This window comes from Caulobacter sp. DWR2-3-1b2, from assembly GCF_049896345.1.
GTDB lineage: Bacteria > Pseudomonadota > Alphaproteobacteria > Caulobacterales > Caulobacteraceae > Caulobacter.
The window spans coordinates 491383-504643 of sequence record NZ_JAFCUC010000001.1 but is presented as its reverse complement, the minus strand read 5'-3'; the positions used below and the strand labels follow the sequence as shown (position 1 = coordinate 504643).

The window sequence follows — 13261 nt, the reverse complement described above, 5'->3', positions numbered from 1 at the left end:
AAGGGGGAAACGCAAGTCCTTCCCCTGTGAGGCAGGTGTCGGCGCAGCCGACGGAGGGGGAAGCGATTGGCAGGCCGCAAGGCCCACGAGCTTCGATCCCAGAACTCCCCCACCGATCGCTTCGCGATCACCTCCCCCACAGAGGGAGGAACTCAGCCGGCGATCTCGTCCATGAACCGGGCCATCGTCACGTCCAGGTCGCTGACCCCGTCGGCGTCGTGGGTGGTGAGCACCACCTCGACCCGGTTGTAGACATTGAACCATTCGGGATGGTGGTCGAGCTTGTCGGCCAGCAGGGCCACGCGGGTCATGAAGCCGAAGGCGGCGTTGAAGTCCGCGAACCGGAAGGTCTTGCTGATCGCATCCTTGTCGGACACGGTGGCCCAGCCCTCCAGCTGGGCGAGGGCGGCGGGCGCGCCGATCTTGGCGGGGCGGGACATGGCGGCTCCTGCGGAAGGCTTTCCCCAGTCAGAACGCCAAACCGGTCGCCGCCGCAAGGTCCGCCAACGCCTGGTCTTCCGTAGCGACCTTGATCGCGGTCATGCCCAAGGCTGCCGCGGGCTTGCAGTTGACCCCCAGGTCGTCGAGATAGACGCAGTTTTCCGGCGCGACGCCGAGCGCCTCGCACATCATCTGGTAGATGCGCGGATCGGGCTTGCGCACCCCGACCTTCGAGCTTTCCAGCACCACCTCGAATTCAGCGATGATCCGCGCCACCGCCGCCGCCTTGTCGGCCGAGCCCGACATGCCCGCGCCATGGCCGGTGACCACGTTGTTGGTGATGCAACCGACCCTGAAGCACGCCTTGCAGGTCTTCAGCGCCGCCACCACGCGTGGACGGATGTCGCCCGACAGCAGCGGCAACACCTCGGCGCCGGCCAGTGGGTGGCCCAGGCGCGCGGATTCTTCCAGGAACCGGGCGTCGAAGGCGGGGGCGTCGATTTCGGAACGCTCGAACAGCGCCCAGGCGTTGGTGTCGGGGTTGGTGGCGTTGACCCGGCGGATGAAGTTCTCGGGCAGGCCGCGCTGAGCCTCGAACCGCGCGAAGGCCTCGAAGGGCGACGTGGTGAACACGCCCCCGAAATCCCAGATCACCGCCTCGATCGCCATATCGTCCTCAAACAACTGTTTAATCGCACGCTAGGCCGGGAGAAATCTCATGGCAACGCTCGCGTCGCGGATGAAATCCTGAGCGCGCCCCTTACGCTTCTGATTTGTTAACTTTCTGGAGTTTCCGCATGTCGCGCCGCCTCGTCCTTTCGCTGTTGCTGCTCGCCGCGCCGGCTTTCGGCGCCGGCGTCGCGACGGCTCAGGACCGGCCGGGCCTCTACCTTGATCCCCAGCAATTGCCGCCCGACACGCGCTCGGGCGAATGCGTCACCCGCCGGGTCACCGGTCCGGGCGGCGCCTATCGTTGGGATCGGGTGGAATGCGAAGGCGACGGCGGTTGGAGCGATTTCGATCGTTGGGGGCATGGACGTCCGCTGAACGTCGAGAATCGGACGGAACGCGGCGGCCGCCACGGTTATGAATATCGGCCCGGGTGGGGATCCGGGCCGAACGATCGTCGCTACCGCGTGGCGGGCCGCGACGGCGACGGCTTCCTGGTCTGGCCAGGCAAGCAGCCATAGGAACACGATTTTTTGGCCCGAGGATTGCGTCCGGGGGACTGGACGCATCAATTCGGGACGGGGGGACTACCATCATGCGATCGCCTAACGGGCCGCTCTTCAAGCGATATGAGATCATCGCCATCGTCGCTTTCGTGTTGGCGGCTGTCGCCGTCAGCAGCTTGAGGCTGGTCTACTAAGCCAGCTTTTGAGCGGGTTCGGAACACAAGGCCCCCGTCTGCGCGTTGTGGGCGGGTACCGGAGGTTCCCGCCCTGTCCACGCCGTCGATCACGTCCGCTCAAAACCCCGCCTGGCATCACAGGGCGGTGAAGCATTGGCGCGGCCTGCCGCCTGGCGCGCGGCGCGGCATGCTCGCCGCGACCCTGGTGTTCGCGGCCATCATCGTCTTCCTGATCCTCTTCGATTGGAACTGGTTTCGAGGCCCGGTGGGCCGATTGGCTTCGGCCCAGCTGAACCGCGAAGTGGTCATCCAAGGCGACCTGCGGGTCCACCCCTGGTCGTTCTCGCCCAAGGTCGAGGCCTATGGCGTGCGCGTGGCCCAGCCCGATTGGGCGCCGAAGACAGGGGATCAGGCCGGGCGGCCCATGGCCAAGGTCGACCGCATCGCGGTGCAGATCAAGATCCTGCCCCTGCTGAAGGGCGAGGTGATCCTGCCGCTTCTGGCCGTCGATCGACCCGACGTGCGCCTGCTGCGCGAGGCCACGGGCCGCGCCAACTGGGTGTTCGGCAATCCCAACGCCCCGAAAAGGCCGCTGAAGCTGCCGGCCATCCAGCACTTCATCATCAATGACGGCCAACTTCGCTACGAGGACAAGCAGCGCGACATCTTCTTCAACGGCATGGTCAGCTCCAACGAACAGGCGACTGGCGACGGGCGGGGCAAGTTTGTGCTGGAGGGCAAGGGCCAACTGAACCGCTCGCCGTTCACCGCCATGGTCACCGGCGGCCCGCTGCTCAACATCTCGCCGCGCAAGCCCTATCCGTTCGACGCCACGGTCGATGCGGGTCCGACCCATGTCACCGCCAAGGGTGACATCACCAAGCCCTTCGACCTGGGACGGTTCGAAACCCAGGTCAGCGTTTCGGGTCCGGACCTCAACCGGCTGTACGCGCTCACCGGCCTGACCCTGCCCAACACCCCGCCCTACAAGATCAGCGGCCACCTCAGCCGCAAGGATGAGCGCTTCGATTTCCAAAAGCTTGTCGGGCGCATCGGCGACAGCGACGTCTCGGGCGACCTGTTCGTGCTGATGGGCAAGGAACGCCCCTATCTCGAGGCTGACCTGCAGTCCAAGCGGCTGGACTTCGATGACCTGGGCAGCCTGGTCGGCGCCGCGCCGGCCACGGGCAGGGGCGAGACCGCCTCGGCCGGCCAGAAGGTCGAGGCCGGACAGCGCGACGCCACCCAACGCCTTCTGCCCGACGCCACCCTGCAAGTGGATCGCGTCAAGGCCATGGACGCCAAGGTCAAGTACCGCGCCCTGGCCGTGAACGCGCCCAACCTGCCGCTGAAGAAGGTTCGCCTGGACCTGACGCTGGACAAAGGCGTGCTGACCCTGGACCCGATCGCCTTCAGCTTCTCGCGCGGCGATCTGGCCGGCAAGATCCGGCTCGACGCCAATCCCAAGGTGCCACGCACCGATCTCGACCTGCGGCTGACCAACGCCAAGCTCGAGGACTTCATTCCGATCAAGAGCGGTGGGCAGCCGGCGATCGAGGGCGGGGTGATGGCCCGCGCCAAGCTGACCGGCTACGGCAATTCGGTGCACCGCGCCGCGTCCAGCGCCAATGGTCAGGTGACGGTTGTGTCGCCCAAGGGCGAGATGCGCCAGGCCTTCGCCGAGCTGCTGGGCGTCAACGCCTCCAAGGGCCTGATCCTGCTGCTGTCGGGCGACAACCGCCAGACCAGCGTGCGCTGCGCCGTCGCCGACTTCACGGTCAAGGACGGGATCATGCGCTCCAACCAGATCGTCGCCGACACCGGCGTGGTGCTGGCCAAGGGCACGGGCACGATCGACCTACAGAACGAGAAGCTGGACCTGCGCATCGAGGGCCAGAGCAAGAAGCCCCGCTTGGTGCGGCTGTTCATTCCGATCAACATCAAGGGCCCGTTCATGGCGCCCAAGGTCGGGCTCGACACCAGCGGCGCGGTGACCCAAGGCGGTATCGCCGCCGTGCTGGGAACGCTGGTCAACCCGCTGGCCGCGATCATCCCCTTCGTCACTGGCGGCGGCGCCAAGGACGCCGACTGCGCCAGCCTGGTCGCCGGGGCCCGCAGCGACGGCGCCCCGGTGAGGGTGACCCAGACCACGCCGGCCAAGGTCAAGAAGTAGGGTTGGGCCGGGGTGCGGCCGGGGACATGCCCATGGCCATGTCCCCGGCGGTTCTTTAGGCCAGTCGGAAGAAGAACACCCGCGCCGCGCCGTAATCGCGCGCGTCTAGCCGCTCGAAGCCTTGCGGCGCCGGGTCGAGTTCGTCGCGGCCGCGTTCGAACATCACGATGGCGCCAGGCGCCAGCCAGTCGCCGGCGATCAGTTCGGCCAAGGCCTTCTCGCCCAGGCCCTTGGCATACGGCGGATCCAGAAAGGCGATCGTGAACGGCGCGCCGACGCTGGCGGGGCGCAGGCCCAGATCGGCGGCGTCGCGGCGGTGGACCTTGGTCTGGCCGAACAGGCCGAAGGCGTCGATGTTCTCGCGGATCGCGCCGCGCGCCGCGTCGTCGGTCTCGACGAACACGCAGAAGGCCGCGCCGCGCGAGATCGCCTCCAGGCCCAGGGCTCCGGAGCCTGCGAACAGGTCGATCACCCGCGCGCCGTGCAACTCGGGAGCCCAGGCGGCGTGCTCCAGGATGTTGAACACCGCCTGGCGGGCTCGATCGGAGGTGGGGCGCGTGGCAGCGCCGGGCGGCGTGGCGATGGCCTTGCCGCGATACTGGCCGGAGACGATGCGCATGCCTAGGCCTCGGAAGGCAGGGGCGCCGGCTTGGGCTGCAGGCGGCGGCCGATCAGGGCCAGGGCCAAGCTGATCGCCCCAATGCCCAGGAACCCCCAGGGGGTGTGCGTGCCGAGGCTGAGGAACGACAGGCCGCAAAACAGGCCCGGCAGCAGCGTCACGCGCAGCAGGATGAACAGCCGCACGCCCAGGCCTAACGGCTCTGCCAGCTTGCCGATGAAGGCCGCATGGGTCCAGATGAGGCCCTGGGTCAGGCCGATGACAGCCACCAGGCTGACATAGAGGATCAGCGGCCCAGCCGTGTGCACGCCCCACAGCAGCTGCGTCGCCAGGGGCAGCAGCGCCACCAGCCCCAGCATCAGAAAGTTCAGCACGTCCAGCAGGGCGTCGGCGCGCCGCAGACGGGAGAAGGTTCGCCGGTGGCTGATCCACAGCACGCCGATGGTCGCGAAACTAACGGCATAAGACTGCAGCTTGGCGGCCATTAGATGGAAGAAGGATCCGACCTCGCCATCCCAGCCTTCGGGTGGGTGGATCTCGATAGCCAGCAGGGTGATGGCGATGGCGAACACCGCGTCCGAGAACAGGATCAGACGGTGGAGGTGCTGCTCTTCCTTGTCTGCGATGTTGGTCATGGGGCGCCCCGTCTTTGAACCGATGTGTGCCGCGCTCCGGCCATCGCGGCAAGTCGCCTGTTGGGCGCCTTGCGTCCCGCGCGGCGAACGCCTAGCGGTGAACCAGGATTTGAACGGGAATGACGGTGCTAGCAAAGCTTCAACGGTCACCGTTCCTGGACGACCTGACCCCCGACGACCGGCGCGTGAGCCGCGTCTTGCTGACCTTGCCGCTGGGCGTCGTGGCCGCCTTGCTGAACGCCGTGATCGCCGGACTCTTGGTCTTCCTGGTTTTCCTGTTCGGCGCGGGCCTGGGCGAGGCGCGGTTGATGGACGCCCTGCGCGGTCGGGTTCCGCTGGGCGGCGACGTCATGCTGGTGATGTTCGTCCTGGCCCTGCTGGCGGCCACCAATGGCGGCATGGCGGCCGCCTTCACCGCCGTCGCGGCGCGCTTGCATCATCGGCGGCTTCGCTCCTACGTCACCGCCGCGCCCCGCTTCCGCTGGCGGTTGACGCTGCTAGGCCTGGCCCTGTTCGCGGCGGGCATCGGTCCGCTGCTGCTGCTGTCGGTGGCGCTGGATCCCAAGACCGCGACCATCACCGCGCCGATCCTGACCATCAGTCCCAGCCTGGAGGGCCGCGCGGCCTATGCGGTCGGCGCGGTCGTCCTGCTGCTGCTGGCGGCGGCGGCCGAGGAACTGGTGTTCCGCGGCTGGATGGTGAAGGTGCTCGGCGCCTATACACGCTCGCCATGGGTGCTGATGATCGTCAGCGCGGCGGCGTTCTCGGCCGTGCATTTCGATCCCAATCTCGACGCCAACCTGATCCGCGCAGCGATGGGCGTGGGCCTGGCCTGGAGCGTTCTGCGCCTGGGCGGCATCGAGTTCGCCATCGGCGCCCACGCCGCCAACAACATTCTCATCCTGCTGTTCCTGCAGCCGATGTCGCTGAAGCCCGAGCCGCCGCACGCCTTTCCGCTGGAAGTACTGATCCTCGCGCCGCTGATCCTGGCCGGCTACGTCGCCATGGCCGAGATCGCCGCCCGCTGGACGCCGCTGCGGCGGTGGAGCCAGGTGGCTGTCGCCTAGGCTAAGACCAGCGAAGGGGCGGCGCTTCGGCCCTCAGGGCCAGCAGCGACGAGCGCAGCTTGGTCATGAAGGCGTGGCGGTCACCCTCCCAGGCCAGGGGCTCGCCGACCAGCACCGCGCAGTTCAGCGGCACGGGGATGGTCTCGCCCTTGGGCAGCACGCGGCCGGCGCCCTGGATCCAGACCGGCGTCACCGGCGCGTCGGGAAAGGCCTCGGCCAGACGCGCCACGCCGCTCTTCAACTGACCCATGCCCTCGTCGCCCTCGCCGTCGCCCCGCGTGCCTTCCGGAAACACCACGACGATGTCGCCGGCCGCCAGGGCCGCGCGGGCGGGCGCGAGAACGTCCTCGTCGCGCCCGAACTTGCGCCGCGCCACGGGCACGATGCCGATCACGTGGCGCGAGAACCAGCCGATCACCGGGTCCCTGAGGAAATAGTCGGCCGCCGCCGCTGGCCGCACCCGCGCCAGGGCTCGGGAGGGAAAGATCGCCAGCAGCAGTAGGGTGTCGACATGGCTGGAATGGTTGGCCGCGACGATCGCCGGTCCCTTCAGCGGCAAGCGCTCGCGCCCCGAAACATCGGCCCCCGTCATGAACAGCGCCAGGGGGCGGGCCACCAGGATCAGCAACAGGAAGCGCAACCAGCCCTTCATGGTCAGAACTTCACCAGGGCGAACAGCGCCAGCAGATGGAAATAGAGCGGGGCGGTGAAGGTCAGGCTGTCGGCGCGGTCCAGCACCCCGCCGTGGCCGGGGATGGCGTGGGAGGTGTCCTTGACGCCGATGTCCCGCTTGACCGCGCTCATGGTCACATCGCCCGCGAAGCCCGCCACCGGCAGGGTCACGGCGACGACCAGCAGGCCCAACCCGGCCAGCGGGGTGAACACCGGCCCGACGAACCAGATCAGCAGGACTGTCGCCAGCCAGCCGCCGAGGAAGCCTTCCAAGGTCTTGTTGGGGCTGACGGTGGGGGCGATCTTGTGGCGGCCCAGCAGCTTGCCGAACACATATTGCGCCACGTCGTTGAACTCGGTGACCAGCAGCAGGAAGAACACCAACCCAGCCGCCCCGGCCGGCAGGGGTTCGCTGGCCGGCGTGCGCATCAGGAAGGCGGCGAAACCCAGGTTGTAGACGCAGGTCACCAGGCCCCAGTGAAAGGTCGCGGCAGTGGTGAGAAAGCCGCGCGTCTGCCCCAGCATGGCCATCAGGAAAGGCAGACCCAGGAAGGTCCAGACCGGGATGAACACCAGATAGAACATGTACTGGTCGGCGGCGACGAAACCGTAGGCGGCGATCAGGATCAGATAGGCCGCCAGGATCGCCGGACGGTCCTCCTTGCGGATCGGGGCCAGGGACAGGAACTCGCGCAGGGCCATGAACGAGATCAGGGCGAAGACTACGACCGTGGCTTGCCACCCCACCAGCAGCGCCCCGGCTAGCAGGGCCACCATCACCCACCAGCTGGCGATGCGCTGGCGCAGTTCGAGATAGGACTTGTCCGGCCGCAGCGCCGTGAGCACTGCGGCGACGATCCCGGCCACCCCCAACAGGATCACCACGCCGACCAGGCCCGCGAGCAGGGCGGGCGGTTGGGCGGCGATGAGGGCGCGGATGGTCGGAAGAATGGTCCTGCGTCTCCTGGCGGCGATCGGGTTTAGCTATAGCCTAGTTCGTGTTCGCGACCACCGGAGCGCCGCATGACCGACGACCTCGACAACCGCCGACCGCTGAAGGTGCGCCAGGCCGCCTTCGCCCGGCGCCTGGCCCAGCGTCTGGCCGACGCCAAGATCACCCCCGACGCCATCTCGGCGATGAGCGTGGCCTTCGCCTTGCTGGGCGGGGCGCTGCTGGCGGTGTCCGGCGCGTTCGACGGGTTCATTCGGGGCGCGTGCCTGGTCCTGGGTGCGGCGTGCATCCAGGGCCGGCTGCTGTGCAACCTGCTGGACGGCATGGTCGCGGTCGAGCACGGCCGGGCCAGCAAGGCCGGGCCGGTGTGGAACGAACTGCCCGACCGTGTCGCCGACATCTTCCTGCTGGCAGGAGCGGGTTACGGCGCCCAGACGGCCGGGCTTGTCGGGGCAGACGCCCTGGGTTGGATCGCCGCCGTGCTGGCGGTGCTGACCGCCTATGTCCGCGAACTGGGCCGAGGCCTGGGCTTGCCCGCCGATTTCTCGGGCCCGATGGCCAAGCAGCATCGCATGGCCGCTCTGACGGTGACCTGCGGGATCTCGGCGTTTGAGCCCCTTTGGGGCGGCCAGGCGCAGGTGCTCGTCGTGGGGCTGGCGGCCATCGCGATCGGGACGCTGGTCACTGTGGTCCGGCGGACACGGAACCTGGTGCGGGGACTCAAGGGCTAGCCCGCAGCGCCGGGGAGCGGACGGTCCCCGTCCTATCCGCTAACGCTTGCCGCGTGGTCCGCCGGCGCCGCTGGACTTGCCGCCCGGACGAGGGGCCGACTTGGCCATCCCAGGCTTGGACCACACCTTGCCCGCTTCGCCGGGCCTGGTCGCGCCGGTCGCCTTGACCGTGCTGGGCTTACTCCCCGGACGCGCGCCGGGGCTGCTGGCCGGCTTGCCCGAACCCTTGGCGTCCAGCGGCTTATAGCCATTGGCCCGCAGCGCGCCCAGCTTCGGCTTCGACGGCGGCCTGGAAGACGGAGCGCTCTCGGCCTTGGCGGGCCGCTCGGTCTTGCCGCTGGCCGCGCGCTTGTCGGCGGCGTTCTTGCTGGCCATGCCCTTTTCGCGCACGCGCTTGGCGGCGGCGTCGCGGTAGGACAGCGGCTTGGGGCCGATCATCTTGCTGTCGAGCGACTTCTTGGCCGCCCTCACGGGCTCGCGGCCAGCGATCACCGGCTTCTTCTTGGGCTTGGCCCAGCCCGGCTTACGGACGAACTTCGCCTCTTCCACCGGTTCCTCTTCGGTGATGATCGACACCTGGGTCAGCCTGTTGCTGCGCGGCACGCCGCGCCGCTGCATCTCGCCGCCGCCCGTCGTGCCCACGGCCTTGATCGGATCGGCCACGCCCATGAACTGCGGCTTGTCGCCCTTGGGCATGTTCTCCTCGGAGACGATGCCGTCCAGCAGTTCCCGGATCACCCGGGGGCCGACCTCCTCGACCTGGCCCGGCATCAGCGTGCCCAGGGCGAACGGGCCGTAGGACAAGCGGATCAGGCGATTGACCTTCAGGCCGAGCGACTCCAGCACGCGCCGCACTTCGCGGTTCTTGCCTTCGCTCAGAGTGAGGGTGATCCAGATGTTCTTGCCGCCGCCGACCTTTTCCTGGGCCTTGTCGAGGCGGGCCTCGATCGGGCCGTAGCGGACGCCCTCGACCGTGCAGCCGTCCTTCAGCCTGCCCAGCTTGGCCTGGGTGGTGTCGCCGAACGCTCTGGCGCGATAGCGCCGCACCCAGGCGTTGTTGGGCATTTCCAGGGCGCGTGACAGGGCGCCATCATTGGTCAGCAGCAGCAGGCCCTCGGAATTGAGGTCCAGCCGGCCGACCGAGATCAGCCGGGGCAGGTCGCGCGGCAGGGCCTGGAACACCGTCGGGCGTTCCTTGGGATCGTTGTGGGTGGTCATCAGCCCGGTGGGCTTGTGATAGCGGAAGACGCGCGTCGCCTCGGGCGCGTCGATCATCTTGCCGTCGACCGTGAGGATGTCGTCGGCGCGAACCTTGACGACGGGACTGGTCAGAACCTCGCCGTTCAGCGCCACGCGCCCGGCTTCGATCAGCCGCTCGACCTCGCGCCGCGAGGCCACGCCAGCCCGAGCCAGCATCTTGGCGATCCGCGAACCGCCCTCGCCGTCGTCTTGACCGGGGACGGCGTTGTCATGCAGGTGGGGCTGGTATTTCTCGGTCATGGCGTCGGTCCTTCAAGGGGAGAGGCGCATCTCACGATGGGCAGCTTTCTAATGCGCACTGAATGCGGCCCGGATCAAGTTTGACCGCGTTCAGAAATAGTATATACTAAGTATAATATCTGGAGTTAGCGCAGTGAAGTACGGGCCTCTGAAGCACCATCTGGAAGGGCTGTTCCCAGCGGTCGAGACCCGGCTCGATTTCGCGGACATCGAACGCATCCTGGGCTTTGGCCTGCCACGCTCGGCCTATGAGCACCCGGCTTGGTGGTCGAACACCCGCGCCGGACACTCGCACGCGGCGGCATGGCTCGACGCGGGCTGGAAGACGGCCGCCCTCGATCGCGCGGCGCGAACCGTCGGCTTCGTCAAGGCTGAAGCGGCGCCCGCCGGCGTGGCCGAGGAGCAGGCGGCGTTCCTGCAAGACGCCCCCGCTATGGTGACCTTTCCGCTCGCCGCCCTGGGCGAACGCGCCCTGCGGATGATCGACGAGCACGCCAAGGAGCACGGCGGCGACCGGGCCGGCGCCTGCGTCACCCTGCTGAACCAATTGGCCAATGATCGGCTCGTGGCGATGGTCGAGTGGTTCCAGAACGCGTCAACGCCGTCCACGATCTCCGGCGCCGACTTGATCCGGGAGGATCGAGACAGCGATGAGCGATGAGGTCGTGCTGGACGCCTCGGTCGCTGTTGACTGGCTGCTTCCAGGGCCAGGATCGGCGGCGGCGCTGACCTTTATGCGATTGGGTGCGAGACGAATTGCGCCAGACCTGATCTTCGCCGAATTTGCTTCGGCCGCGACGAAGTTCGTTCGGCGTGGCCTGACCTCGAAAGCGGATGCGCGCGCGGCTGTCGAGCGGCTGCCCCGATTGATTGACCAAGTCGCGTCCTTGGGTGATCTGGCGGGACCTGCCTATGATTTGGCGACCAGCCGCGGCTTTTCCGCCTATGACAGCCTCTACTTGGCCCTGGCGCTACGACGGGGCCTCCGTCTGGTCACCGCCGACGCGAAGCTGGCCAGACGGGCGGCGGATGTCGGGTTTTCCGCCCATGTCCATCTCCTGACCCCGGAGTCCTGACCATCGCCGCCCCGCTCACCGACGAAGCCGCCATGGCCCTGGCCCTCGACGCGGCGCGCGACGCCGCCGCGCGCGGCGAGACGCCGGTGGGGGCGGTGATCCTCGATCCGGCGACGGGCGAGGTCGTGGCGACGGCCGGCAACGGGCCGATCGGCGCGCATGACCCCACGGCCCACGCCGAGATCACCGCGATCCGGCTGGCCGCCGCGCGCTTGGGCAATTACCGCCTGACCGGCCTGACCCTGGTGGTCACTCTGGAGCCCTGCGCCATGTGCGCCGGGGCGATCAGCCACGCACGGATCGGCCGGGTGGTGTTCGGGGCCGAGGATCCCAAGGGCGGGGCGGTGGTGCACGGCCCGAAATTCTTCGCCCAGCCCACCTGCCACTGGCGGCCCGAGGTGACCGGCGGGGTCATGGCGCAGGAGAGCGCTGACCTGCTGCGAGGCTTCTTCAAGGCGCGGCGAAAGAAGTAGGGCTCTGCGCCCTAATTCACCATCGCCGAGCCCAGAAGCACCTTGGCGCCCTTGCGGCCCAACACCTTGTCGGCGGCGTCCTGCATCCGCGAGCCCAGATAATCGAGGTTCGGCGCCGCGCCGCGGGGCATGCCGGCGGTGTAGGTCATCAGCACTTGGGCGAAGGCGGCGCGCAGGCGGGGTTCGGACTGCTTGGCGCGCTCCATCACCTTGGGATCAAGGGCCTCGATGCCGCTCTCCAGGGTCATGACCCCGCGCCGGCCATCGCGACGGATGGTGGTGGCGGTGATCGTTTCGAGGGCGAAATAGGCCACGGGCGCCCCCTTCTCCTCCTTGCCGTGGCCGGCGAAGGCGGGCGTGGCGGCGAGGCTGGCGGCGGCCAGCAGCGACAGGACGGGGATCAGGAGGGCGCGGCGCATGACGCCTTGTGACACGACGGGGTTGACGTCCTCTTTACGTCTGGCGCGCACAAAGGGGCGTTAACCATGAAACGCCCCGCTCCACGATCCTCGCGGCGGGCGCGCAGGAGATTGAAATTGGGGCGCTTTTCTCCGAAAAACCTCGATCTGGACGGCAAGGTCATCCTGGTGACCGGCGGCACCGGGTCGTTTGGCCGCCGCTTCATCGAGACCGTGCTGCGGCTGTCGGACCCGCGGAAGGTCATCATCTATTCCCGCGACGAATTGAAGCAGAGCGACATGCAGCAGGAGCTGCGCGAGCAGTTCGATGACGCCACCTATGGCAAGCTGCGGTTCTTCATCGGCGACGTGCGCGACCGCCAGCGCCTGACCCTGGCCCTGCGCGGCGTTGACATCGTCATCCACGCCGCCGCCCTGAAACAGGTGCCCGCCGCCGAATATAATCCGTCCGAATGCATCCACACCAATATCATGGGCGCCGAGAACGTGGTCTGGGCCAGCCTGACCAACCAGGTGAAACAGGTGGTCGCCCTGTCGACCGACAAGGCCTGCAACCCGATCAACCTCTATGGCGCGACCAAGCTGGCCTCGGACAAGACCTTCGTAGCCGCCAACAACCTGTCGGGCGACATCGGCACGCGCTTCGCGGTCGTTCGCTATGGCAACGTCGTGGGGTCGCGCGGCAGTGTGGTGCCGCTCTACAAGCGCCTGCTGAGCCAAGGCGCGACCGAGCTGCCGGTCACCGACCCGCGGATGACCCGGTTCTGGATCACCCTGAACGAGGGCGTGGCCTTCGTGCTGTCGTCGTTGGAGCTGATGCGCGGCGGCGAGATCTTCGTGCCCAAGATCCCGTCGATGACCATGCCCGACCTCGTCAAGGCCATGTCGCCCCAGGCCGGCGTCAAGATCGTCGGCATCCGGCCGGGCGAGAAGCTGCACGAGATGATGATCAGCGCCGACGACGCCCGCGCCACGGTCGAGCTGGAAGACCGTTACGTGATCGAGCCGACCTTCGTGGAATATCCTCGCGACCGTTTCGGCCCGGCCGATGGCGCCAAGCCGGTGGACGAAGGCTTCAGCTACAGCAGCGACAACAATGACGATTGGCTGAGCGAGACCGGCCTCAACGCCATGCTGGCCGAGAAGGCCTGA

16 protein-coding genes are annotated in these 13261 nt (G+C 67.9%); 8 read left to right on the top strand and 8 right to left on the bottom strand.

Annotation, left to right across the window (positions count from 1 at the left end):
• Positions 1 to 152 precede the first annotated feature (152 nt).
• Both ACP694_RS02460 and ACP694_RS02455 read right to left on the bottom strand, forming a co-directional pair.
• Entirely contained in the window at positions 153 to 440 is a 288-nt protein-coding gene (locus ACP694_RS02460) for a 4a-hydroxytetrahydrobiopterin dehydratase (RefSeq protein WP_426010122.1), read from the bottom strand.
• Positions 441 to 468: 28 nt separating this feature from the next.
• Entirely contained in the window at positions 469 to 1110 is a 642-nt protein-coding gene (locus ACP694_RS02455) for an HAD-IA family hydrolase (protein ID WP_426011275.1), read from the bottom strand.
• A gap of 128 nt (positions 1111 to 1238) precedes the next feature.
• On the opposite strand from ACP694_RS02455, the gene ACP694_RS02450 reads away from it, so the two are divergent.
• Together ACP694_RS02450 and ACP694_RS02445 are read left to right on the top strand one after the other, a co-directional pair.
• Positions 1239 to 1631 carry a hypothetical protein gene (locus ACP694_RS02450; protein ID WP_426010120.1) on the top strand — a complete coding sequence of 131 codons (393 nt, stop codon included), beginning with the start codon at positions 1239 to 1241 and terminating at the stop codon, positions 1629 to 1631.
• Between the two features lie 348 nt (positions 1632 to 1979).
• Positions 1980 to 3965, top strand: coding sequence for an AsmA family protein (locus ACP694_RS02445; protein ID WP_426010118.1), 1986 nt, complete (start codon positions 1980 to 1982; stop codon positions 3963 to 3965).
• 55 nt (positions 3966 to 4020) lie between these two features.
• Here ACP694_RS02445 and rsmD read toward each other — a convergent pair whose 3' ends face one another.
• Together rsmD and ACP694_RS02435 are read right to left on the bottom strand one after the other, a co-directional pair.
• On the bottom strand, positions 4021 to 4584 hold the full coding sequence (gene rsmD, locus ACP694_RS02440) for a 16S rRNA (guanine(966)-N(2))-methyltransferase RsmD (RefSeq protein ID WP_426010116.1): 564 nt from the start codon (positions 4582 to 4584) through the stop codon (positions 4021 to 4023).
• Positions 4585 to 4586: 2 nt separating this feature from the next.
• The gene (locus ACP694_RS02435) at positions 4587 to 5219 is read right to left on the bottom strand and encodes a TMEM175 family protein (protein WP_426010114.1); all 633 of its coding nucleotides are present in this window, start codon (positions 5217 to 5219) and stop codon (positions 4587 to 4589) included.
• Positions 5220 to 5338: 119 nt separating this feature from the next.
• On the opposite strand from ACP694_RS02435, the gene ACP694_RS02430 reads away from it, so the two are divergent.
• Positions 5339 to 6286, top strand: a complete 948-nt coding sequence (locus ACP694_RS02430; RefSeq protein WP_426010112.1) for a CPBP family intramembrane glutamic endopeptidase — start codon at positions 5339 to 5341, stop codon at positions 6284 to 6286.
• A gap of 1 nt (position 6287) precedes the next feature.
• Here the strand turns inward: ACP694_RS02430 and ACP694_RS02425 are convergent, their stop codons facing one another.
• On the bottom strand, positions 6288 to 6938 hold the full coding sequence (locus ACP694_RS02425; protein WP_426010110.1) for a lysophospholipid acyltransferase family protein: 651 nt from the start codon (positions 6936 to 6938) through the stop codon (positions 6288 to 6290).
• Between the two features lie 2 nt (positions 6939 to 6940).
• Complete coding sequence (locus ACP694_RS02420; RefSeq protein ID WP_426010109.1) at positions 6941 to 7843, bottom strand: phosphatidate cytidylyltransferase; 903 nt, start codon at positions 7841 to 7843, stop codon at positions 6941 to 6943.
• 138 nt (positions 7844 to 7981) lie between these two features.
• Between ACP694_RS02420 and ACP694_RS02415 the strand changes: the two genes are divergently transcribed.
• Positions 7982 to 8641 carry a CDP-alcohol phosphatidyltransferase family protein gene (locus tag ACP694_RS02415; protein ID WP_426010107.1) on the top strand — a complete coding sequence of 220 codons (660 nt, stop codon included), beginning with the start codon at positions 7982 to 7984 and terminating at the stop codon, positions 8639 to 8641.
• Between the two features lie 39 nt (positions 8642 to 8680).
• Here ACP694_RS02415 and ACP694_RS02410 read toward each other — a convergent pair whose 3' ends face one another.
• Complete coding sequence (locus ACP694_RS02410) at positions 8681 to 10141, bottom strand: pseudouridine synthase (protein ID WP_426010105.1); 1461 nt, start codon at positions 10139 to 10141, stop codon at positions 8681 to 8683.
• Between the two features lie 133 nt (positions 10142 to 10274).
• Between ACP694_RS02410 and ACP694_RS02405 the strand changes: the two genes are divergently transcribed.
• Genes ACP694_RS02405 through ACP694_RS02395 form a run of 3 tightly spaced genes read left to right on the top strand, consistent with a single transcriptional unit; the run spans position 10275 to position 11690 of the window.
• Positions 10275 to 10802: a DUF7662 domain-containing protein gene (locus ACP694_RS02405; RefSeq protein WP_426010103.1), complete on the top strand. Its 528-nt coding sequence runs from the start codon at positions 10275 to 10277 to the stop codon at positions 10800 to 10802.
• Positions 10792 to 11217: a type II toxin-antitoxin system VapC family toxin gene (locus tag ACP694_RS02400; protein WP_426010101.1), complete on the top strand. Its 426-nt coding sequence runs from the start codon at positions 10792 to 10794 to the stop codon at positions 11215 to 11217. Before ACP694_RS02405 ends, ACP694_RS02400 begins: the two co-directional genes overlap by 11 nt.
• Complete coding sequence (locus tag ACP694_RS02395; protein ID WP_426011274.1) at positions 11214 to 11690, top strand: nucleoside deaminase; 477 nt, start codon at positions 11214 to 11216, stop codon at positions 11688 to 11690. Before ACP694_RS02400 ends, ACP694_RS02395 begins: the two co-directional genes overlap by 4 nt.
• A gap of 11 nt (positions 11691 to 11701) precedes the next feature.
• Here the strand turns inward: ACP694_RS02395 and ACP694_RS02390 are convergent, their stop codons facing one another.
• Positions 11702 to 12109, bottom strand: coding sequence for a hypothetical protein (locus tag ACP694_RS02390; RefSeq protein WP_426010100.1), 408 nt, complete (start codon positions 12107 to 12109; stop codon positions 11702 to 11704).
• Between the two features lie 117 nt (positions 12110 to 12226).
• Between ACP694_RS02390 and pseB the strand changes: the two genes are divergently transcribed.
• Entirely contained in the window at positions 12227 to 13261 is a 1035-nt protein-coding gene (gene pseB / locus ACP694_RS02385) for a UDP-N-acetylglucosamine 4,6-dehydratase (inverting) (protein ID WP_426010098.1), read from the top strand.